The organism is Chitinophaga filiformis (assembly GCF_021646545.1).
In the GTDB taxonomy this organism is placed as follows: Bacteria; Bacteroidota; Bacteroidia; order Chitinophagales; family Chitinophagaceae; genus Chitinophaga; species Chitinophaga filiformis_A.
Window position 1 is genome coordinate 37,081 of sequence record NZ_JAKIRP010000014.1, and the last position, 22,789, is coordinate 59,869.

The 22,789-nt window shown below is 45.4% G+C and carries 16 protein-coding genes; 3 read left to right on the forward strand and 13 right to left on the reverse strand.

Translation table 11 applies throughout. The annotated features are described in order from the left end of the window. The first annotated feature begins 258 nt into the window (after nucleotides 1-258). Complete coding sequence (locus L3C95_RS26465; protein WP_236392474.1) at nucleotides 259-783, forward strand: DinB family protein; 525 nt, start codon at nucleotides 259-261, stop codon at nucleotides 781-783. A gap of 182 nt (nucleotides 784-965) precedes the next feature. Beyond that, entirely contained in the window at nucleotides 966-2,081 is a 1,116-nt protein-coding gene (gene dinB / locus L3C95_RS26470) for a DNA polymerase IV (protein ID WP_236392476.1), read from the forward strand. Between the two features lie 95 nt (nucleotides 2,082-2,176). On the opposite strand, the gene L3C95_RS26475 is transcribed toward dinB, so the two are convergent. The 12 genes from L3C95_RS26475 to L3C95_RS26530 form a co-directional block, all read right to left on the reverse strand. Next, nucleotides 2,177-3,808 carry a RagB/SusD family nutrient uptake outer membrane protein gene (locus L3C95_RS26475; RefSeq protein ID WP_236392478.1) on the reverse strand — a complete coding sequence of 544 codons (1,632 nt, stop codon included), beginning with the start codon at nucleotides 3,806-3,808 and terminating at the stop codon, nucleotides 2,177-2,179. Nucleotides 3,809-3,827: 19 nt separating this feature from the next. After that, entirely contained in the window at nucleotides 3,828-6,800 is a 2,973-nt protein-coding gene (locus L3C95_RS26480; protein ID WP_236392480.1) for a SusC/RagA family TonB-linked outer membrane protein, read from the reverse strand. 879 nt (nucleotides 6,801-7,679) lie between these two features. Then, a complete protein-coding gene (locus L3C95_RS26485) occupies nucleotides 7,680-8,183 on the reverse strand; it encodes a DinB family protein (protein WP_236392482.1) in 504 nt (167 codons plus the stop codon). A gap of 29 nt (nucleotides 8,184-8,212) precedes the next feature. Further along, nucleotides 8,213-9,253, reverse strand: coding sequence for a sialidase family protein (locus L3C95_RS26490; RefSeq protein ID WP_236392484.1), 1,041 nt, complete (start codon nucleotides 9,251-9,253; stop codon nucleotides 8,213-8,215). Between the two features lie 105 nt (nucleotides 9,254-9,358). After that, nucleotides 9,359-10,981 carry a SusD/RagB family nutrient-binding outer membrane lipoprotein gene (locus L3C95_RS26495; RefSeq protein WP_236392486.1) on the reverse strand — a complete coding sequence of 541 codons (1,623 nt, stop codon included), beginning with the start codon at nucleotides 10,979-10,981 and terminating at the stop codon, nucleotides 9,359-9,361. 36 nt (nucleotides 10,982-11,017) lie between these two features. Next, a complete protein-coding gene (locus tag L3C95_RS26500; RefSeq protein ID WP_236392488.1) occupies nucleotides 11,018-14,572 on the reverse strand; it encodes a SusC/RagA family TonB-linked outer membrane protein in 3,555 nt (1,184 codons plus the stop codon). Nucleotides 14,573-14,950: 378 nt separating this feature from the next. Beyond that, nucleotides 14,951-16,000, reverse strand: coding sequence for a FecR family protein (locus L3C95_RS26505; RefSeq protein ID WP_236392490.1), 1,050 nt, complete (start codon nucleotides 15,998-16,000; stop codon nucleotides 14,951-14,953). A 94-nt stretch (nucleotides 16,001-16,094) separates the two neighbouring features. Next, nucleotides 16,095-16,736: an RNA polymerase sigma-70 factor gene (locus tag L3C95_RS26510; protein ID WP_262915971.1), complete on the reverse strand. Its 642-nt coding sequence runs from the start codon at nucleotides 16,734-16,736 to the stop codon at nucleotides 16,095-16,097. 192 nt (nucleotides 16,737-16,928) lie between these two features. Further along, nucleotides 16,929-17,426: a ferritin gene (locus tag L3C95_RS26515; RefSeq protein WP_236392495.1), complete on the reverse strand. Its 498-nt coding sequence runs from the start codon at nucleotides 17,424-17,426 to the stop codon at nucleotides 16,929-16,931. 99 nt (nucleotides 17,427-17,525) lie between these two features. Then, nucleotides 17,526-17,855 (reverse strand): cupin domain-containing protein, encoded by a 330-nt coding sequence (locus tag L3C95_RS26520; protein WP_236392497.1) that lies wholly within the window; start codon nucleotides 17,853-17,855, stop codon nucleotides 17,526-17,528. A gap of 182 nt (nucleotides 17,856-18,037) precedes the next feature. Beyond that, entirely contained in the window at nucleotides 18,038-19,171 is a 1,134-nt protein-coding gene (locus L3C95_RS26525) for a TlpA disulfide reductase family protein (protein ID WP_236392499.1), read from the reverse strand. A gap of 244 nt (nucleotides 19,172-19,415) precedes the next feature. Further along, the gene (locus L3C95_RS26530; RefSeq protein ID WP_236392501.1) at nucleotides 19,416-20,732 is read right to left on the reverse strand and encodes a sugar porter family MFS transporter; all 1,317 of its coding nucleotides are present in this window, start codon (nucleotides 20,730-20,732) and stop codon (nucleotides 19,416-19,418) included. A gap of 201 nt (nucleotides 20,733-20,933) precedes the next feature. Here L3C95_RS26530 and L3C95_RS26535 point away from each other — a divergent pair, with 201 nt between their 5' ends. After that, the gene (locus tag L3C95_RS26535; protein WP_236392503.1) at nucleotides 20,934-21,707 is read left to right on the forward strand and encodes an alpha/beta hydrolase; all 774 of its coding nucleotides are present in this window, start codon (nucleotides 20,934-20,936) and stop codon (nucleotides 21,705-21,707) included. Between the two features lie 51 nt (nucleotides 21,708-21,758). Here the strand turns inward: L3C95_RS26535 and L3C95_RS26540 are convergent, their stop codons facing one another. After that, nucleotides 21,759-22,616 carry an AraC family transcriptional regulator gene (locus tag L3C95_RS26540; protein WP_236392505.1) on the reverse strand — a complete coding sequence of 286 codons (858 nt, stop codon included), beginning with the start codon at nucleotides 22,614-22,616 and terminating at the stop codon, nucleotides 21,759-21,761. Between the last annotated feature and the right edge of the window lie 173 nt (nucleotides 22,617-22,789).

Genomic DNA, 22,789 nt, shown 5'->3' on the forward strand with positions numbered 1-22,789 from the left:
AATCCTGTCCTGAGTTTACATTAACTGCAGGTCTGTACACGCGATCAGAACAATGGCACCGCCCAAATACTATACCGGTGTAAGTATAATAAAATACAGGCTGAGCTGCAATCATTTTTCCATTACTGGTCCGGCCGCGTGTCTGAATACCCAGAAATGAACAAATAAAAAGTTTTGCATCCCTGACATTCCTGCTGACATAGGGTTGTCACAAGGCGATAGTTACTTTGTTTCAGAAACAACAAAAACACGCAAATCATGGAAATCATTCAATCTCTGCTTAAAGAAATGGAACAGGAAGCAATTACAACCCGTAAAATGCTTTCTATCATTCCTGAAGATAAATTTAACTGGCAGCCCCATCCCAAAAGCATGTCTATTATCCGACTGGCCACCCATATTGCAGAGCTGCCTGGCTGGGTGAGCATGGTATTGACCACGGAAGAGCTGGACTTTGCCACTGCCCCTTACAATCCCAGAGAGATCAGGAATGTGAAGGAATTACTGGCTTATTTCGAAGAATCGCTGGCTGACGGCAGAGCGCATCTCGAGAAAGCCAAACTCTCCCAGTTCGATGAAAAATGGACATTGAGGAATGGTCAGGATATTTATGATGTATCGCCTAAAGGAGAAGTCATTCGTATGGCATACTGCCAGATCGTACATCACAGGGCACAATTAGGTGTATTCCTGCGTCTGCTGGATATCCCGATCCCAGGTAGTTATGGTCCGAGCGCAGACGAAGAGTTTAAAGTAGCACTTGTGGATACCCCGGCGTTATAAACGAACGTTAGAAAGAAATCAATCATCATCGGTCAGGAATTGAGAGCAGCCGCCATTCGCCTCAATTCCTGATTTTGTATAATGGCGTCCTTCACATAGCTCACCGGAAATCGGTGGTCTTACCCCACTGGCATGCTCCACTTTACTATTTCTTTGGCGATCTTTGTACTGTTGCGGCAATCATGGAAGGAGAAACAAATAGAAAACAACGGAAGATCATCCATATAGATATGGATGCATTTTATGCATCCGTAGAGCAACGTGACAACCCCGAATACCGGGGCAAAGCAATTGCTGTTGGTGGCTCTCCTGAAGGCCGTGGCGGTGTAGTGGCTACCGCCAGTTATGAGGCACGGAAGTTTGGCGTCCGTTCCGCTATGCCTTCTAAAAGAGCGCTGCAGTTATGCCCGGATATTATTTTCGTCAGGCCCCGATTTGATGTATACAAGGACGTTTCCCGTAAGATACGGGAGATCTTCAGCCGGCATACGGACATTATTGAACCCCTCTCCCTCGATGAAGCCTATCTCGATGTAACGGAAGACAAACAACACATCGGCTCTGCCATAGAAATTGCGAAACTGATCAAACAGGCGATCAAGGAAGAGCTGCAGCTTACGGCTTCTGCGGGTATATCTGTAAATAAGTTCGTCGCCAAAATAGCTTCTGACCTCAACAAACCCGACGGACTTACCTTTATCGGCCCCTCCTCTATTGAGGCATTCATGGAGAAACTGCCCGTGGAAAAGTTCCATGGTGTAGGTAAGGTCACTGCCGACAAAATGAAAAGAATGGGACTGCATACCGGAGCGGACCTGAAGCGGCTGTCAGAAAACGATCTGAAGCAGCATTTTGGCAAACCGGGAGCGTTTTACTACCGCATTGTGCGGGGAATAGACGACCGCGAGGTACAACCGCACAGAGAAACCAAGTCGCTGGGCGCAGAAGACACATTTCCCTTCGATCTTACCAAAACAGAGGAAATGTATGCAGAACTGGAAAAGATCGCTATAACGGTCTGCGAACGCCTAAAACGGTATGGTCTGAAGGGCCGCACCATTACCCTCAAGATAAAGTACAGCGATTTCCGCCAGATCACCCGCAATCAATCCTTCCCATTCCCTGTAGGAGACTTCGATAAAATACTGGAAACAGCGAAACAGCTGTTATTATCCACAGAGCCGGAAGATAAACCCGTCAGACTGCTGGGCATCTCTTTGTCTAATTTTGGAGAGGTGATCCCCGTGGCGGGACGTTCGGGTAATCCCGCACAGTTATCGTTGTTTGATGAGGAATGAGCATAAATCACGAATGCCGCCTCACCCCTAAGGACAAGACGGCATTCGCTATCGTTTATGGAACCGCATTGAGATCAATGCGAGCGTAGGTACTATTAGTTAGGATAACCAGGATTCTGCGCCAGGTTATTATTGTTGATACGCTGGTTCTGAGGTATCGCAAAGAGCGTTCTGAAACCTTCAGAAGCTTTGTGATCCCACCAGGTACCGGTAGTGTACTTATCCCAACGGATCAGCTCCTGACGGCGGTAACCCTCGAATATGAATTCGCGGCCCAGTTCTGCCAGCAGTTCATCCATGGTCAATGTAGTGGTAGTATATTTGTTCGCATCCCATACTTCAGCAGCGAAGGAACGCTGACGTACAGTATTCACCAGGTCTACAGCTTCCTGTGTCGCGGTACCACCATTCTTACGCATCAGTGCTTCTGCTTTTGCGAAGTATACCCATGATAAACGGTATACAGCCCAGTCGGTACTTCTGTATTTAGGATCAGTGCTTGGTCCGAGTTTGTATTTATTGAAACGTACACCACTGTTCTCTTCACCCTGTGTCATATCAGAAACGGTGCTACCTGCTTTATTTCTGCGGATGTTATCTACAAACACCAACTGCTGACCATCATACTCATTACCGGTGGTGATAACAGGGATAGTATCTGCGCTGCCATACATCCATTGTGGGCCTGCCAGTATCCATTCCTTCTTACGTTTGTCAACATCGCTAAAGGTGGTATATACACCAGGAATAACCACCACACCATCGTTACCGTTACGGTCGTTCCCATTGATCTTACCCTGTACGAAGTGGTAGAAATCGCCGGTCCACTGTGGCGTGAAATTAGAGATCTGGAAATCGTAGGCGATGGAGAATATGATCTCTTTCGCAACATCACCGTTGTTAGGAATATAAGTATCTGTGATGTTCTTATCCAGCGTCAGTGTACCATTCATGCCGCCCACTTCACCATTGATCAGCTTATCAGCTGCAGCGATACAATCGTCCCAACGCGGAGTGCCTGTCCATTTCTCTGCATTCAGATACAGCTCCACCAGCATTGCATAGGCGCCCGCCTTAGACATACGACCTAATAATGCTTTAGACAAAAGCGGCGCTTTATCTATGTTATCTTTGATCTCCTTCTCTACAAATTCAAATACTTCTTTACGTGTAGCAGTAGCAGGGCTGATAGGCTCACCTACTTTTGTTACAATAGGCACATTACCCCAGATATCCATAATACGGAGATAGTGGAATGCGCGCAATAATCTCAGCTCAGAAACATAACCATCCTTCTCTTCCTGAGTCAACCCCATTGCAGTAGCATCACGCTTGTCAATATTTTCGATAGCTGTGGTACAGAAACCCATACCAGTCCACAACAGGTTCCAGCAATCTCTGATCGGACCATCATCAACAGTCCAGGTATGATAGTGCAGGCGGATCCAGTTACCACCATCATAACCGTGACGACCTTTCTGAGGCCATGCCAGTTGGTCGGCAGACAGTTCACTCAATCTCCACCAGCCGTTCTGTCCGGGAGTAATCCAGGCATTCGCGTGTGTATATGGACGTAATACCGCGGATATTACCTCGTTCTTATTATTATAGAATTCGTCTGTGATGATCTGGTCATATACATTTTCTGACAGATCAGTACAGCTGTTTGCAAACACCGGCAACAAGGCCAGGGCTGTATATGTAGCTATTTTTCTAAACTGTTTCATTCCTGATGTTTTAATTTTTTTAGAACCCTACATTAAGACCAAACATGAAAGATCTTGTGCTCATGTAAGGAGTACGGTTATCACTGTTGTTCAAAGCATCGATACCTGGGTTCAGGCCTGTGTCTTTAATGAAGTCAGGATCATTGCCGGAATATCCTGTAATAGTAGCCAGGTTACCGCCAGTGAAGTAGACTCTCATGTTGTGGAAGTACTTGTTGCCTTTGAAAGGAACGTTATAACCCAGGGTCACCTCATCCAGTTTCATGTAACCACCTTTCTCGATGTAGTAGCTGGAGTACTGATAACCATCTTTCAGTGCAGCATGCTTGGTGAAAGCAGAATGCAATACATTGTTTGGCAGCTGCTGTCTGTTACCATAGAACATTTCCATAGTATTCAGTACATCATATCCCATACGGCCACGCATGAATACGCGGAGATCCCAGTTTTTGTATTTGAAGCTGTTAGTTACTGACAGGTAATACTTAGGAATAGCATTACCGATCACAGCGAAATCTGTTTCACTGTTCAGCTGATCAGCAGATGCTTTTGTTCCATCTTTCTTGTAGAACAACCATTTACCTTCATCAGTAAATCCGGCGAAACGTTTACCGTAGAAGTTACCGAGCCGGCCGCCTTCATAAGTACGGATAGCGGCGCCCAATGCACCAAATCCACCGATATCAGCATATGTTTTGAAAGTACCTTTGTATACGCTGTTGGAGAATTTATCCAGTGTTGTTTTGGCAGTACTGAAAGCTACGTCGGTAGTCCAACGGAAATCCTTCATGTCGACGTTTGTGGAATTGATGGTGATCTCAAAACCGTTTGATTTCAGCGTACCCACGTTTGCATAAACACTACCTGTTACAAAAGGAGGCAACTGGGAAGTGAATGATTCAAGCACGTCTGAGGTTTTGCGGGTGAATACATCCACAGAACCAGTTAAACGGCCTTTGAAGAAACCATAATCCACACCCACGTTCAGCTCAGCTTTCTTTTCCCATTTCAGATCGGGGTTAGGGTTCTTGTTAGGACCATATGTCTGACGCCAGATACCATCCGGGTTGATATAGTTACCACCGGTACCCATTGTTACCAGGGAGCTGTAATTGTTGATACCGGAGTTACCTGTCACACCGTAACCAGCTCTTAATTTCAACTGATCAATGAATGATGCTCCATCCAGGAAAGATTCTTCTTTCAGGTTCCAACCAGCAGAGATAGCCGGGAAGTTACCCCACTTGTTGTTCACACCGAACCGGGAAGAACCTTCACGACGCAGGATAGCAGATAACATGTATTTGGTGCCGAATGCATAGTTCACTCTTCCGAAGAATGCGATCAGGGTATTATCGTTTTTGTAACTACCCATGCCCGCTTTACCAAGCACCAGCTGATTACCTGCATTCAGGTTATTTTCCTGGAAGATATCATTCACAAAACCATAGTTATTGGCATTGAAGCCCTGATATACTTCGTAGCGGTAGCTATAACCGCCGATAGCAGTAATGTTATGCTTGTTATTAAGGCTAATGTTATATTCAACAGTTGGCTCTAATGCATATTTGTTGGACATCTCATTGTTCTGGGAAGCATAACCGGTACCCTGGTAGCTTTCTTTGGATAACTCAGAGGCGAGATCAGCGTAAGCACCATCAGTCCAGCTGTCACGTTGCAGGGAACCGAACAGGGAAGCTTTCAGGCCTTTGATGATATCCAGTGTTACTTTAGCATCGCCGGAAGTAGTCTGTTGCTGACGCATGTTGGTTTGCTGATGCAGACGAGCCAGTTCATTGGTACTGGTCTGCTCAAAATACCAGGAGCCATCTGCATTATATGGAGAATAAGTAGGCTGGAATGCATAGTATCCTGCCAGGTTGCCACCATCTGTCAAACGGTTTGCCTTGTTAAAGTTGGTAGCTAAGTTGAGCTGAGTGGTCAAACGGTCGTTCAGGCCTTTTGAAACAATGCTCAGACGACCACCATACTGGCGACGTGCGTTTTCTTTCAGTATACCTTCCAGATTCTGGTAGTACATGCTTGCGCGGTAAGTGGAGTTTTCATTACCACCAGACACTGCCAGGTTATGATATTGGGAAAGATTTGCATGGTTTACCAGCAGATCTACGAAATCAGTTCTGTGCCCTTTATCTTCTGCAGTAATTTCTCCGCTTGCAATTTTCGCTGCAAATTCATCAGCGCTTAAGAAATCAGGTCTGCGCTGCACATATTCTTTACGGAAATAGGTATTATAATCTACACGTGCAGGCCCCTTTTTACCACGTTTAGTGGTTACGAGGATTACACCACCGTTCGCCTGTGTACCATATATAGCCGCAGCAGAACCATCTTTCAGTACAGAGATAGATTCAATATCATCCTGTTGCAGCAGATCAAGGTTACCGTTTGGAATACCATCAATTACGATCAATGGTTGCTGTGTACCCGTTAAAGACGTAACACCACGTAACTGAATTGCTACGCCGGTATTGGGGTTGGTACCACCAAGACGGCTGATCTGCAGACCAGCCACTTTACCCTGTACCAGATCGAGCGCGTTACGGGCACCGCTCTGTCTGAAGTCTTCAGCAGTAATGGAAGTAACAGCGGAAGTTACTTCTGATTTTTTCTGTGTACCATATCCTACTACCACAACATCTTTCAGGGCAGTAACATCAGCAGATAAACTAACATTCGTTGTTCCGGAAGCGGCGATAGGCAGCTCCTCTCTTTTGTAACCAACAAATGTAAAAACTAACGTGGTGGAGCCTTGTGGTACTTCCAGTTTATACGTTCCGTCGGGACCTGTTTGTGTTCCTTTAGTGGAGCCTTTGACCTGTACTGTAACACCAGGTAAGGGTGTATTTCCCGGCGTCTCTGTGACCTTACCGGTAATAATTCGGGATTGGGAAAATGCTACCAGCGACAGGAGTAGCATCCATAGGCTGTGTAGAGATACCCGAGAAAGAAATGAGAATCCTCTCTTCATATACTTAAATTTTGGTATTAGGCTGACTGTGACGGCAATAACATTCCCTTTACGCTCCCTGCATGTGCAACGGAGGTTTAAATATTATGGCAATAAAGTCTCATTACACTCCCTGCACCTGCAGCGAGGTTTAAATGTTAAGGCAATAAAGTCCCATTACGCTCGCTGCATCTGCAACGAGGTTCAAATGTTAAGACAATAAAGTCCCGTTACGCTCCCTGCATTTGCAGTGAGGTGTAAATGTTACGGCAATAAAGTCTAGTTACACTCCCTGCACCAGCAGCGGAGGTTTAAGTAGTGATCCCTAAACAAAAAGCAGGAGGTTGCGCCTGTTTTAGTCTCTGGTGATTCTGGTTTTAATAAGCAAAAAGGCTTTTTGTAAATGAATTAATAAGTTCAATATTTCTATAACGTCAGCCCAGGACAAACCACGCCCGCATATAGCGCATCTGTCCCCTTTTTCATTACGTTTATAAATTCCTGATTACGTCAGCATAAATTCGTTGATAGCTTCCTCTACATACAGCTTAAGTAAAATCGATTTAGCAATCTGAAGTAAAAATAGAGAACTTTTTAACAAAGTAAAATGGAAACAGGGGGTTTTGATTTGCGTTAACAATGTTTAATGTTCATTAACAATTAATGCGTTGTGCAGTGGGATATCAGTGGGCAAATGGAAATCTGTCAACCAATTTATCTTGTAATGGATCCGCCGTATTACTGAGTAGATCAGGTTAAAATAACTATCAGCTGGAAGATGAAACGTTTACCGGTTTCAATATTACATTATATGAGTAACAATTGATAAAAACAATCAGCATCACTGACCTTTTAGTCAGCGTTGAGTACGCATATCAAACAACAAAAAATAAAAAGTTACTATGGATTAACAAGCATTTTTACCGTCACCAGCAACTGACCGGTGTGTCGCATTGTATGTTCCGCTGAATGAAATAACAAACCCATTACCGTAGAAGGCAACTGCTTTCTGCCTACTCCGCGGAAATCAGCCAGCGTACTCTCATCAGTAAGTTTTAATGTAGTAATAGCAGCCGCCACCTGTGTATCGAAAGCGGAGAGCAGGCTAGTCACGGTCACGCCTTCGGCCTGTTTACCCTCTCCCGCCAGGTAGCTCAGTTGTGCATCGGACAGTGACTGCCCTGCTGCATAGGTAAACAGCCTGTCCAGCACTCCCGTGATATGTTGCAGATGAAATCCTGCTGATGCCACACCTGCAGGTTGCTGCCATAATAATGTTTCCGGAAAATTTTCCATCAGGGCGTGTATCTCTTCCTGCGCCTGTAACAGTGTATGTGCTACTGGCTGCAATAAAGCCGGAATCCCTTCTACCGGTCCCCGCATCCATACTTCTGGTTGTTTCATAATTGATATCAGGTTTAACACATCAATACTTAGTTGTTTGCCAACTTCAGCACCACATGTTTAATATTCTCACGATTGTACGTATAAGTAATATGTAACAGTCCGTCTTTCGTCTGGATAACCGCCGGGTAACTAAACTCCCCTTTCGGCTGTTTCACCAGTTCATACACATCGTTCCAATGTTCTCCGTCTTTTGACACCGCCACCCGCAGTTCATTTCTCCCCAACCACCAGTCCTTCCCTGCTATCGCCGGATTATATACCAATACCTGAAGCCCTTTTTTCGTGGTCACAGCATCAATACCGGAATTAGGGTTCCTGATGGTCTGCCTGCTCAGGGGCGACCAGGTTTGCCCGTTATCATCCGACCAAGTCTGGACAATCACATTCTGACGGCTTCTGCATACCATTTGCAGGCGATTGCCGGCATGGAAAAGTACGGAAGGCTGTATCACCCCAAATGTATCACAATCTATCGCTATACGCTTCCAATGATGCCCTGTGCTGTCTGAAATTTCCATGTGTATATGCCATTGCTTCTCGTCCAGACTTTCTGTACTGGAAGGATGCAGAATGCTGCCGTCTGCCAGTTGCACCGGTTTATTTTTGATCGGCCCCAGGATACCCTCGGGTAGCCGTTCAGCGGGCGACCAGCTACGGCCGTTGTCAGTACTGGATTGCATAAGGCCCCACCATTCACGGGGATTAGGCCCCACTTTATAGAATAAAAGTATCCTGCCGGTGTGCGTAGTTAGCAGTACAGGATTCCAGGCGGCATACCGGGTGGAATCGTTCACAATACCGGTAGCAGCAATAACCGGTGCTGACCACTTTCCTTTGTGAAAACGGGAAGTATAGATACAAACGTCAGGCGCACTTTCCCGGCTACCTCCAAACCAGGCAGCCAGCAGCTCCCCTCCCGGTAATTCTGTAATGGTCGAAGCATGCGCCGCCGGTACAGGCGGGTGCTGCATAATAAATTCGTCTTTTACCAATACCGCCTTCTGCTGCGCTGATGCCTGCCAGAATGAGGCTATTATCAGCCCGGCTGTGAGAAGATATCTTTTCATTGTACTCCGCTTAAAATTGACAAGGCCACAAAGATAACAATGTCTGCCATTGTTAGCTTTGTGGCCTTGCCCCCCATCTAAATTATAATTCTTACATCCTGTCTGTTATTCTTTCATCCAGAAAATTTTTGCGTCACGTCTATCTTTTGCCCTCATCGCGTCATCATAGCTGCTGTTATAAGCCACCTCGCTCGCAGGATAAAGGAACCTGGTAGGAGGCAGTTCGTAACCAGCCCTTCCTGACGGTACGGTGTATACCTGCGGATAACCAGTGCGGCGCCATTCCGCCCAGGCCTGCCTTGCCTGCAGCACGTTGAAATGCAGCCACTTCTGCGTCCATATTTTTGCGAGCTTCGCATTGGAATCACCCGAATAAGCAATGGAAGGCTGTGTCAGGAACTGACTAATTGTGATCGATGATGGCATTGTTAAGCCTTCGCGGTTGTTAGGGTTCTGACTATACAGGAAATACATGAATGCGATGGCCTGGCGAACACCCAGTTCATAGCTTTGCTGCGCAGTACCACCGGTTAATCCCCAGCGTTCGAACGCCTCAGCTTTCAGGAAGTTTACTTCAGAAGCAGATATGTAAATACCAGGCAATTTACCATTGGTCAGGTAAGTAGTGGAGTCATATGTTGCAAAGTAAGAAATGCTATCCCCCTGGAGAATTGCCGTGTTAGGCATCGCAACATATTCCTTATTAGGCTTACCCTCTTTAGAGGTGTTCTTGTCAAACATAAACGGAATGCGTGGATCATTTGCCGGTTTCATCACAGTGTTCAGCATGTAGTCAGGAGCAATCTGTCCCCTGATCTCTGTAAATGCAGCCATCGGCGTATTGCTATAATTTGTCAGCTGATATAATAATATATCAGTACTTGCCGGGCTATAGTTATCACCCACGCCATCCCCGTCCACCAGTGGATATAAGATCGGATTAGCGAGGATTTCCTGTACCTCTGTTCTTGCTCTTGCTTCATCAACCATAGAAATGCGCATCAGATAGCGCAGACGGATGGAATTCACATAACGGCGCCATTTATCGATACTTCCTCTCATGAGATAGTCCTGCGCTGTGAAAGATGCACTTGCAATGGCATTCGGAGTTGTACCGGTAAACCAGTCAGCGACATCCTTCAATCCTATCAGCACGGTATCATAAAGCGCCTTCTGATCCTGGAATTTTGCGTTTGATATGGTGTTGCTCATATCCAGTGATCCTGCCTCGGTAAAGGGAATATCACCAAACATATCGATCATCTGTGCTGTCTGGTCAAGTAACAATGCCTTGCCCGCCATCATGAAGATCTGGAAGTTAGGGCGTTCATCAAGCGGCAGGTTACTATAAAGACGTTGCATGGTGCGATACTGGGCCACAACACCATTACCGGTATTATAGTTCAGATCAGTTCCCTGGTTACTTGGCGTATAATAATCATTCCAAAGATCCTGCACAGGTCCTGCAGGCTGCAGATACCTCTCCTCTTTATTGTCTATCGTAGCTGTCTGACAGAATGCAGCCAGCATTGGCAAAGCAATTGTACGCATTTCCGTATAGTTCGGTCTTGCGCGGTTATTATCCTCTATGGATGAGAAGAGTTTCTCAATAGTAGGATTAGTTGTTTTGTCAGGGTCTACGTAGTAATCATCGAGCTGGCTTTTGCAACCTGCCATACCAATGGCAAGGGCCGTGACACAACCTATATTTATTAGTATTTTCTTCATAATCATAACTGTTTGTAGCAAGTCACAATAAATTAATTAGAAACTGGCGTTTAAGCTGAAACCATAGCTACGGGTAGCACCGGAAGAACCTTCATCTATACCCTGTTTTAACCAGCTACCACCCATTGGCGCTTCAGGATCAAGATTCTTCATAGTTCTGTAAACATACATGAGGTTTCTTCCTATCAGCGACAGGCGCAGGCTTTGCAAACGCAGTTTAGCCGCTGTTCCTTTTGAAACGGTGTAAGATAGTACCAGCTCGCGCAGTTTTGCATAGTCGTTCTTTTGCAGGGCTGGTATGTTCCAGGATTGAGAATTATCATTAAACGTGCTAAAATAGTAATATCCCGCCTGAATTAGTTTAGTGTTTGGCTGGCCACTTTTAGTTACACCATTCAGGATCATACCATCATGATAAGCCTTTCCATTTGGAGGAACTGAGGTATGACTTGGAAGCTGTACCATCTCACCAGCTGTATTGATGTAATATGGGATACCGCCGTGTTCTTCATCACGACCTTCCAGGGTATTTTTAAACATACCTGCAGCAGTCTGATATTTTAGTGGCGTAGATACGATCATTCCACCGAAACGGTAGTCAATCATGAAGTCGAGGGACAGGTTATGATAGTTGATCGTGTTCGCAAAACCACCTACTATCTTAGGAAGCAGGTTGCCCATTTTCTCGTACCTGGTCTCGTCAATAACATACAGTCCATTGTCATCAATCACAAAATTACCTTTGCTATCTGTCAGGCGCGGGTACATATAAATATTACCAATCGGCTGGCCTTTCTCCGCAACCACTTTCAGGGCGTTCCTTGCTGCCCACAGCATCACGATCTGGTTTACACCTGGCGTCAACTGTTCAACACGGGATGTATTTGTCGCAAAGTTCAAACGGGTACTCCATTTGATCTTCCTTGAAACAGGCGTAGCGGTCAATGCAACCTCCAGACCTTTACTGTGTAGTTCACCTACGTTGGTGATCCTTGTGTTTGCACCATTACTTACTGCAACGTTCAAACGCATCAACAGGTCAGTTACACGGCTGTTATAATAAGAGATATCTACACCCAGACGATTTCCAAGCATTTTTACCTCTGTACCGATTTCCAGTTCTTTTTTCTTCTCTGACTTCAGCGCTTCGTTACCATAGTTATTCTGCGCTACCAGCAAGGGTACAGAACCATTAACAGAAGAAATTGGTTTCTGCGTATAGGTAACGTTCGACTCAAACGGAGGAGGAGCATTACCTACGAGACCGTAAGAAGCACGCACCTTACCGTAAGTAAAGAGGGTTGGCAGATGGAAAGCCTCTGTGAAGACGAAGCTCGTGTTCACTGATGGATAGAAGTAACTGTTATTGCCGGAAGGAAGTGTTGATGAATACTCCTGACGGGCAGTACCTTCCAGGAATAAGTAGTTCATGTAGCTCAGGTTCATGATACCCAGGTAAGCGTACTTAAACGCTCCACTACGCTGTTCTGACGTATTCTGAACATTGTAGGAGTTATTGATACTGAACCAGTTTGCAGTAACCAGACCACCATTGGTAGAAGAATTCTGATCACTGTAGGTTTCTTTACGTGTCTGCAGACCGGCGCTGAATGAGTATCCAAATTTCCTCGTTTCCTCATCTTTGGCAAAGGTCAGCAACTGATCGCTATAAAAGATAGAATAACGTCCTTTAGCCACTGCATATTGACCTGTGCTCGTTCCGCCGTTGAATGCGATCGGATACTCGTTGTACTTCTTGGTTTCGATATTCAGGCTCGTAAAGTCGTTACCTATCCTGGTACGAAACCTCAGGCCTTTCGCCAGATCAATGTTCAATGTTACGCTGGACAATAAACGATCCTGCTTTTCAATCTCCTGGTTACGCAGCTGATACCACAGCAGGTTCAGTACTTCTGACGGACGTATGTTATATTTTAAAGCCTCGTCAGGGTTCCACTGTGGCTTATCATATGGTACCCATTTGTATCCCTTGGAGGTCTTATATTTATCGAATATGATACCCATATCCTCGGCACGTGAGAAGAATCCGTTAAAATCGTTGAAGATACGTGCCATTTGCAGCGGACGGTTCGTGATCTTTGTATTTACATAACCACCTACAACATCCAGGCTTACTTTGTTATGCAGCTTGATAGTACTGTTCAGATTAAAAGTATTACGCTGCTGATTGCCACCAACCTGGATACCTTTATAATCGCTGCGGGTATAAGAGAAGCGGTAATTCGCTTTTTCCGTCATGTTCGAAAGGGATACATTCAAATTTGAATTGTATCCCTTCTGAAAGAGTTGTTTATAGTTGTCGGGTTGGGGTGAATAAGGATGCATACTACCATCCCACCAGGGCACCATCTGTCCATCCATTTTCGGACCGAACTGGGCGTAGGCCCTGAAGTAAGGCCTTACCGTTCCATCTGTTCCAATGGGGACCCAGCCATCAACGTTAGTATTTGAACCGGCGGTCTTTCTGTCATAACCAGGACCGTAGACGTTCTGATACTGAGGAGCAAAAGCAATTCGCTCGGCGGTATGTGAATAGTTCAGATCAACACCCAAACCTCTACCCTTCATACCTTTTTTGGTAGTAATTACCACAACACCACTCGCAGCATCAGAACCATACAGAGCGGTAGCACTTGCACCTTTCAATACCGTCAGGCTTTCGATGTCTGCAGGGTTGATATCGAGGATACCATTACCACGGATACGTGGGTCAGCCCAGTAATCATTGTTGTTAGTACCTGCTGCACCTTTTTCGTTGTTATTCCTGATCTGCACACCATCTACTACATACAGCGGTTGCGTGTTGTAGTTGAGGGAGTTCACACCACGGATCTGTATATTCACCGCGCTCGTAGCACCACCGGGAGCAGTAGTGATCTTCACACCAGCTGCCTTACCATATAAGGCAGAGGCGAAGTTGGTGGCGCCAGCAGCAGTGATCTGTTCAGAAGTGATAGTACTTACTGCGTACCCGAGAGCCTTTTGCTCTCTTTTGATACCCAGTGCAGTTACTACCACTTCATTCATCATTTTTTCATTTGGCTGCAGTGTGATAGTGATAGCGGTTTTACCATTTACAGGGATCTCCTGTGTTTTAAAACCTACATAAGACACTAACAATACTGCATCATCCGGAACGCTAATGGTAAATGCACCATTTTCATCCGTTGCTACCCCATCAGAAGTCCCTTTAATCTTTACAGAAGCCCCGATCAAAGCCTCACCAGTCTGGTCTAATACCTTACCGGTAACTTTAATAGCTTTCAGCTGAGCGCCTTTCGGCATGATAACGATCAGATTGTTGGACAGTTCCTGGTAAGTAAAACCGGAATTGTTCAATATCAGATCCATTACTGTAGTGATCTGTGCGTCTTTTACGTTAATATCTACTTTGTTATCACTCGGAATGTTCCTGTTGCTGAACATAAAACGGTAATCGCTCTGACTTTCAATTACAGTCAGCACTTTTTTAAATTCAACGTCACGGAGGTTAAGAGTGATCTTGGTTGCGCGGGAACCCGCCAGTACATTCAGACTCATGGTAAGCATTAGTCCTAGTACCAAATTCATAAGTAGCATTGGCTTTAAAAGCCCGTAAGGGATCTTTACGCCCCTGGGGCGTAGGATAAACGTCATAACTTAGATGTTAAGGGTGATTAAAGTCTTTCAAATGTCAGGATTGTTCAAAAAACCATTCATTTCAAGGATATAAGTTTCTTTGCCGGCAGGTACCATTTAAAAACGGTGCCTGCTTTATCTAGTAGTAGTCGATCTCTTTTCCCATAGACAAAATTTTAGGCGTTAATACTTTGTTTCTGGTGAAATGAACAAGCGAATACATACGGTGTAATCATAGACATAGGTATCGGCTTCATAGGGTCCTCATCTCACCTTTCAATGTTTGAAAGGATAATTTAAAATCGTTTTTCTTTTTCCGTACTTTCCTGATTAATATATAACTATCGTCGAATCTTCTATTCTGTAACTGAAATCTTCCGTCAGGTGCAGTGCGCTAAATGCTTCTGCGACTGTTTCTCCCTCCAGGATACCGGTAAACCTCAGCTGCTTCATACCATTCCGGTTAAAACGGATACTGACATTATACCAGCGTTCCATCCTCCTTGCAAGTGTTTCGAAATCTTCATCCTGGAACACCAGCTTGTTCTGCAGCCAGGATGTTTCCATGATCACGGTATCCTTTTGCTGGAAGTAGGTCATTGTAGTTAATGCCGGTGCGGCTTCTTTCAGGCTTACTGAGCTCTTTTTCCTGGAGTCGTCATTGTTTACGACAAGTTTCTGGGATGGTTTCAGTACAATCTTTTCAGATGGATTGTCCGCAACCGTTACTTCTATTGCCCCTTTCAACAGTGTTGCTTCTGTTGATGTTTCGTTAGGATAGGATTTTACGTTGAAAGCTGTACCCAACACTTTGATATCCATGTTATTGGCATGAATGATGAAAGGCTTCTGCGCATCGCTGTGCACATCAAAGAAAGCCTCCCCTGTCAGGTACACTTCACGGCTTTCCTGCGGGAAATTAGCTGCATACTCCAGCTTACTGTCCGCATTCAGCGTAACCCGCGTGCCGTCCTCCATCATAAAAGTGGATTTCTCCCCTTTTGAGGTGTACTTGGCGATAAGCGGCTCATGCAGTGAGTTGTAATAGTACACGCCGGCGGTGATCAGGAGCGCTACCGCAGCAGCAACACCAGACATCCATACCAGGCGGCCTTTACCGCGTACTGGCGTCATCAGTGGCTCGATGACTGACGTACCGGCTTCTTTCTCCAATTCACTGATACGCGTCTGCACATTAGAAAAAAGTCTTCTGCTGTCAATATGATCATGATGATTCTGGGCCCAGTACATGCGGAACAGCTCATACTGTCTGGCGAAGACAGCATCCTCACTCATGATATGTTTCAGTTCCTGGCCTTCTTCTGGTGTTGAATCACCAGCCAGGTCCTTTATAACAATTTCAAAAAAACGTTCACTCATTGTCCGATGGAATAACCCTTTGTATATAAGACAACATTTAGTACCTAATATGCTTACAAGGTTTAAAAATTTTTTTAACATATATATTAAAGGGTTAATTACCCATAAATATTGATATTATCAGCAATGTCGTTATAATACTATCGGTAATATTATCCGACGTCTGCTTGCCTGCCTTTTTCAGATAAGGCTCCATAGCAACTGTCATCTTTTTCATAGCACGCAGCATCTGCGTATGCACAGTACGGGGGGATATATTCAGGATCTCCGCTACCTCCTTGTATTTCATCCCGTTTTCCTTCACCAGCCGGAAAATAATGCTACACTGGCGGGGCAGGGAAGAAATAGCCTGGTCCATCCTGAAAAACAACTCTTTCTTTTCTAATTCCATCTCGGGAGAGGCCGCATTTACCAGCTGCGCGCCGCCCTCGTGATCGTCTATATTCACCAGTTGAGTACTGGAAAAACGCTTATTATAATTCAGTGCATGGTTCTTTACAGCAATAAAAAGGTACGTCTCAGGCTTGAGAACGTCCCTCATTTTCGCTCTGTCCATCCAGCATTTTACAAATACATCGGAAACTATCTCTTCCGCAACTTGTTGATAATGAACGTACATTGTGCAAAACTTAACGAGCCTCGGGTTTAATTCATGGAAAAAAACCTCAAATGATTTAGAATCGCTATCAACCGTGATGCGCTCCCATAGATCATTTATATTAACCTCCTTTTGCATTCTAACTTTTCATTATATTTCAGACAGCAATGTAGTAAAAGTATATGTCAAATAAAAATAATAAAACTTTCTGAATTAATTATTTATAATATATATTATCTGCCATACATTAGAAAAACAGGGCTTATTGAGGGGCAATAAAAAACCCGTCCTGCTTACGCAGAGCGGGCATATAAATAATTGTAAATCAATTTATTCCTGTTCCATAGTCATAATATCACGGTCAAACAGATACAAACCACTCTTGTCATCGCCGATCAACTCCAGCTTATCATTACATTCCCTGGCTACCCGTTCTTCCTCAATCTGCTCATTTACATACCATTGCAGAAAATTGTGGGTGGCATAGTCCTTTTCCTGTAAGGCGATGTCCACCAGCTCGTTAATACTTTCACTCACCTTTACCTCATGTGCAAACAGCTCTTCAAACGCTTTTTTCAGAGAAACAAACGTTAGCACAGGTTGCGCCAATGCCGGTATGATCGCAAAACCGCCCCTTTCGTTGATATAATGGATCAGCTTCAGCATATGGAAACGCTCCTCATCGCTGTGCTTGAAGAAAAACTTTGTTACGCCTTTCAGACCGGGCTGTATTTCAGCCCAGCTGCCCATTGCCAGATAAGCCTGGGAAGACTGAGCTTCCATTACCACCTGACGGTTCAGGGCCTCCTGCATTCTTTGTGACAACATATTATTCGCTTTTAGGGTGAAAAATTGAACAGAATAAATGTACTGAATTTCCAGAGGCCGCTAAAATATAACATGTCCTCATAACTGGAAATCATCACATTACTTAACAAAGTCCTCGCGGTGAGGACTAAACACGTCTATCAGCACACCCGGCTCCAGGCACAGGGCGCCATGCACAACATGCGGGGGAATGTAATAGGCATCCCCTGCTTTCAGCACTTTCTTCTCGCCATCAATCGTGATCTCAAACACCCCACTTTCCACATGAGAGATCTGTGAGTGGTAGTGCTCATGTAGTGCTCCAACCGCCCCTTGCTGAAATTCCACCTTTACCAGCATCAGCTGCTGATTATAAGCCATTACCTTCCTGCGGATGCCCGGGTCAGGCGTTTCCCATTGAATATCTTTGTCTTCTATAAAAAGATCCATATCCGGTTATTTTTCCGTATTTAAAGCCTCCGGGGCCGTCCGTACAAACTACCTGAAAACAAATAGCCCATAGCGTACCGGCCCTGTCGCGGGTTACTTAACATACCAATTTAATCATTGATCTGCTAAAAACCCTACAACAATTTCGATCTGCTATGGACTATTTTATAACTATCGGTAGATTACTTCAGTATCTCACTCAGACGTTTATCCAGTTCCTCCCCTCTCAGGTTCTTAGCCACGATCTTTCCTTCCGGATCCAGCAGGAAATTCTGTGGTACTGACCTTACACCATACATTTTTGCAACGGCATTATCCCAGAACTTGAGGTCAGACACATGCGTCCAGGTCAGGTTATCTTTATGAATCGCTTTCAGCCAGGCGTCATGTCCATTTGGCTGGTCCAGTGATACGCTCACAATGGTGAAAGGCTTGTCTTTGTGATTGTTGTATGCTGCTACTACATGCGGGTTCTCTGCACGGCAGGGACCACACCAGGAGGCCCAGAAGTCAACCAGCACATATTTTCCACGGAAGTCCTTCAGGTTCACCGGTTTACCGAGGGTGTCATTCTGTGTGAACAGCGGCGCTTCGGCGCCAATAGCAGTGCTCTTCCAGCTATTCAGCAGCTTCGCATATTCCTGCCCGTTTTTGCTACTTTTCACCTTGGCATCCAGGCTGTTGTACATAGACTCCACCTGACCCAGGTCGTCCGGCATACCGCCTGAGTATTGCTGTAAGGCATCCAGACTGATAATGGATTTCGGATTGTTCTTTACAAAATCCACATAAACAGCTTTCTCCTGTTTGCGGATCTCGTCTACTTTCTGATCGAGGTACTGGCGGAACTCGAGAGAGCCACGTTTCTGCTCGTCGGCAGCCATGTACTCAGCGTTCAATTGTCCGAAAAGTGCCCCTACCGGCTTCAATGCTTCCTGTAAGCGCTGATTATCAGCATTTACCGGAGAGCCTGCAAAAGTAACCTTCTGCAAAGAGTCCGGGCTGCTCAGGGTAATCGTGCCTTTCTCAACGTAGAAAACGATCATATCACGCGCCCTTGGGTCGGCCGGTGGATTGACGTGCTTTAACACCATCATGGCCTGAGAAGGACCATCCACCGTTCCCTTAAATTGAAATGTACCGTCTTTCAAGTCGGCAGAGTCTTTTACGTCAACGCCTCCGTTACGGTAAACAAGTTGCAGTTTGGCAGGTGCATTCCAACTGCCGATTTTGCCCTTCAATACAAAATCCCCTTTCTGGGCTAACAAAACGCCTGGGGACAACAATAAAGTGAAGGCTACTAATAATTGCTTCATGCTGGTTTGGTTTGATTTTTTCGAGTATCACTAAAAATAGTAAATAAAAGTGAACCCGGACCGCGCCTGCAGGATGACCGGTAAAAAGACTACATGAGTTCCGGTCACGAAAGCCTTCAACAAGCATACAGTCTCCTGCCTACAGCTCCTTTTGTATAGCGATGGCTATAGATAGTGGCTGTAATGTTATAGTAGAGCGCCTGTAGGCAGGAGACTATATACTTGTTGAAGACCAGGAGAAAGCTTACTCTATACCCAGTTCTTTCTGGATCTCTTCCAGAGACCGCCCCTTCGTTTCGGGCATCACCTTCCAGATAAACAGCAGCTGCAACAGCATCATGCCGCTGTAGAACACGAATGAGTAAAATCCACCCATTTCACTGCCTGCCACAATAATGGGGAAAGTCCAGGATATGATGGCCGCCATTATCCAGTGAGTAAAACTGCCCAGCGCTCCTCCCTGTGATCGTACCGAGTTGGGGAAGATCTCTGAGATGAACACCCAGATCACCGCTCCCTGGGAGAAGGCAAAAAAGGCAATATATCCGATCAGGTAGATCAGCACATTCCCTCCCAGATGAGCCGGGTCTCTGAAAGCGTAGGCAGTCAGGCCCAGGAACAGGATCATCCCCAGGGAACCGATCAGCAGCAGGGTCTTACGGCCGAATTTATCAATAACGGTCATGGCCAGTAAGGTGAATAACAAATTGGCAGCACCAATGTATACCGGTTGAAGATACGCTTCAGCTTTACTGAAACCTGCCAGTTCGAAAATGCGTGGAGCATAATACAGGATGGCATTGATGCCCGATAACTGGTTGAACATAGCCAGTAAAACCGCGTAAAGTATTGGCTTTGCATACCTCGCCTGAAACAGGTTCTCCTGGTGCGTTTTAACAGATTCCCTGATAGCTTTGATGGCGCCGGGAACATCTGGTTCCTGCAGGCGCTGCATAACAGGTACCGCCTCCTCTTCCCGGTTGTTGAGTATCAGCCAGCGGGGACTTTCCGGGATCGTTCTCAACAATATCCCAAACAGCGCTGCAGGCACCACCATAATGCCCAGCATCCAGCGCCAGGAATCATCTCCCATTCCCACAAACAGGAAGTTGGTCAGGTAGGCGATGAAGATCCCACCTACTATATTCAACTGGAAAGACCCTGCCAGTCTGCCCCTTAGCGAAGCCGGAGAGATCTCCGAAATATACATGGGTCCTACTACCGACGATGCGCCAACGGCAACACCCGCCATGAAGCGGAACAATACGAACAACAGCCAGGCAGAAATGGAAGCACAGCCGATAGCTGAAACGACATACAGTAAAGCAATAGCCAGCAGTACCTTTTTACGGCCATAAACGCGGGCAGGTATTCCCACTACCAGTGAACCCAGTACGGTTCCGATCAGACTGGAAGCAACGGTGAATCCCAGCCAGAAAGGACTGAGTGACCATAATTCCATAATCGTCTTTTCCGCACCGGATATCACCGCGGTTTCAAAGCCAAACAGGAAACCGCCTAAAGCGGCGATTAATGCAATTCTAACAGGATAAGAAAACATGAGTGTAGTTTATTGTGATTACTTGTGGAGCCATAGGTGATCATAACGTTTTACTATAAAGGAAAAAAGTAAACATAAAAAACGGTAAAAGCAACTGTCAATATTTGAAATTCATATACCGCTTATTTGATATTGCTACGATGGTCACAAAATGCGCCCTGCATCTTTGCACTATAAATAACACTCGAAATGAAAAAGTTTATGAATTCAATCAGACCGGTAAAATGGCTCAGTGCTACATTGTTTGCTGCACTCATCATGGCATTCCCTTTCGCAATAAAGGCGCAGGAATCTGCTAAAGTAAAGAATATTATTCTCGTGCATGGCGCTTTCGCCGATGGTTCCGGATGGGAAGGTGTATATAAAATCCTGGCAGCTAAAGGATATCATGTAACTGCGTTACAGTATCCTATGACCTCACTGGAAGATGACGTGGTGGCGCTCAATAGGGCGATCGATAAGCAGGATGGTCCAACTATCCTGGTAGGCCATTCCTATGGTGGTATGATCATCACCGAAGCAGGGGTATCGCCCAAAGTAGCGGCACTGGTATATGTTGCGGCATTTGAACCTGAAGTCGGTGAATCGCTGGTAAACCTGGTACAAACCGCTCCTGCGGCTCCGGAGAACGGTATCCTCCCTCCGGATGATAAAGGATTTGTATACTACGATGAAGCAAAGTTCCATGACGGATTTGCAGGTGATCTGCCTAAAGAAAAAACAGCATTTATGTATGCATCCCAGGGAGCTATCTCTGTGAAGTGTTTTACCACACCTGCTACACATACTGCGTGGAAAGAAAAACCCAGCTACGCTGTTCTGACCACTGACGACAAAAGCATTAATCCGGTGATACAGGAGAACATGGTAAAACGTTCCGGCGCTAAGGTTACCAGAATAAAAGCCAGCCACGTTGTATTCATCTCTCATCCGAAAGAAGTAGCTGCTGTTATCGAAAGTGCTGCTAAGCGTTAAACTATCATAGCAGTAGAAGAGGTTGATCCGGCAGGACAATCTCTTCTGCTGTTAGTTTGTAGTCCCCGCCCTTCTTCTAAATTCTGCAGGTGTGATACCGGTGTTCTTCTTAAAGAACAAACTAAAATTAGGTTGTTCTGCAAAGCCTATACTATAACCAACTTCCTGCAAGGTCCAGTTTGTTTGTAACAGCAGGATCTTGGCCTCTTCCAGTAAACGGTTGCGGATATGCGTACTGACGTTCTGCCCCGTATGTTTCTTCAGTAATGTATTCAGATAATTTGGATGCATACGCAGACTGGCCGCAAATTCCTTTGCCGTTTTCCTGGCAATAGGATGGGTGTAATTCACATTTGCCGTTTCTCTTTCCAGCAGATTGAAGAACTCGTGCACATGTCTGTATTCATCAGAAATATGTTCAGGCTCTTTAAAACCGGAAATGCGGGCGCTCTGTATCATCAGCAGCTGCAGATAGGTTCTGATCGCATCTTCATTCAACCGGTGCCCCAGTCTTTCTTCCTGTTCCATATTGGCGAATATACCATTCAGCACTTTGATATCAGTAAGCGATAGCCGGATGATATTGTTAGCCTTTTCATTGAACAGCAGATATTTTTCTATCGTTGTTTTTAGCACCGTATGCCGGTCAAGCAGGTCTTTCCGGAAAAAGCAGGTATAGCCTTCATGATCATCAGATAGCTGCTTCCATGAAATGATATCTGAAGGATGAATGAAGACGATCATGGGTGCATCGATGTAATAGGTACTCGTTCCTATCGCGAGTATGCCCAGGCCTCTGGTGATCATTACTATTTTGAAGAACTCCTTCCGGCACTCTCCCGTCACGGCAATCAGCTCAGGAAAATCGCGTAACAAACCGATCGTTTTGGATTCCAGTATTGTCATCATATCTGTCTGAGATTTACCCTACAAATATGTCCCACATCCCGAAATTTCCAGTTGTACTAATTCTCACAATTCGGGTATTTTTCCCGTTTTTTATCCGTCAGCCGGCATAATACACAACAGACCGCCTACTCCGTTCTAAACGAAGCAAAGCGGCCTGTTACACAATCAAGTAA

Excerpts from the sequence above, each read along its gene's own strand:
- L3C95_RS26465 (WP_236392474.1), top strand. The coding sequence starts at position 259 with ATGGAAATCATTCAATCTCTGCTTAAAGAAATGGAACAGGAAGCAATT.
- dinB (WP_236392476.1), top strand. The coding sequence starts at position 966 with ATGGAAGGAGAAACAAATAGAAAACAACGGAAGATCATCCATATAGAT.
- L3C95_RS26475 (WP_236392478.1), bottom strand. The coding sequence starts at position 3,808 with ATGAAACAGTTTAGAAAAATAGCTACATATACAGCCCTGGCCTTGTTG.
- L3C95_RS26480 (WP_236392480.1), bottom strand. The coding sequence starts at position 6,800 with ATGAAGAGAGGATTCTCATTTCTTTCTCGGGTATCTCTACACAGCCTA.
- L3C95_RS26485 (WP_236392482.1), bottom strand. The coding sequence starts at position 8,183 with ATGAAACAACCAGAAGTATGGATGCGGGGACCGGTAGAAGGGATTCCG.
- L3C95_RS26490 (WP_236392484.1), bottom strand. The coding sequence starts at position 9,253 with ATGAAAAGATATCTTCTCACAGCCGGGCTGATAATAGCCTCATTCTGG.
- L3C95_RS26495 (WP_236392486.1), bottom strand. The coding sequence starts at position 10,981 with ATGAAGAAAATACTAATAAATATAGGTTGTGTCACGGCCCTTGCCATT.
- L3C95_RS26500 (WP_236392488.1), bottom strand. The coding sequence starts at position 14,572 with ATGAATTTGGTACTAGGACTAATGCTTACCATGAGTCTGAATGTACTG.
- L3C95_RS26505 (WP_236392490.1), bottom strand. The coding sequence starts at position 16,000 with ATGAGTGAACGTTTTTTTGAAATTGTTATAAAGGACCTGGCTGGTGAT.
- L3C95_RS26510 (WP_262915971.1), bottom strand. The coding sequence starts at position 16,736 with ATGCAAAAGGAGGTTAATATAAATGATCTATGGGAGCGCATCACGGTT.
- L3C95_RS26515 (WP_236392495.1), bottom strand. The coding sequence starts at position 17,426 with ATGTTGTCACAAAGAATGCAGGAGGCCCTGAACCGTCAGGTGGTAATG.
- L3C95_RS26520 (WP_236392497.1), bottom strand. The coding sequence starts at position 17,855 with ATGGATCTTTTTATAGAAGACAAAGATATTCAATGGGAAACGCCTGAC.
- L3C95_RS26525 (WP_236392499.1), bottom strand. The coding sequence starts at position 19,171 with ATGAAGCAATTATTAGTAGCCTTCACTTTATTGTTGTCCCCAGGCGTT.
- L3C95_RS26530 (WP_236392501.1), bottom strand. The coding sequence starts at position 20,732 with ATGTTTTCTTATCCTGTTAGAATTGCATTAATCGCCGCTTTAGGCGGT.
- L3C95_RS26535 (WP_236392503.1), top strand. The coding sequence starts at position 20,934 with ATGAATTCAATCAGACCGGTAAAATGGCTCAGTGCTACATTGTTTGCT.
- L3C95_RS26540 (WP_236392505.1), bottom strand. The coding sequence starts at position 22,616 with ATGATGACAATACTGGAATCCAAAACGATCGGTTTGTTACGCGATTTT.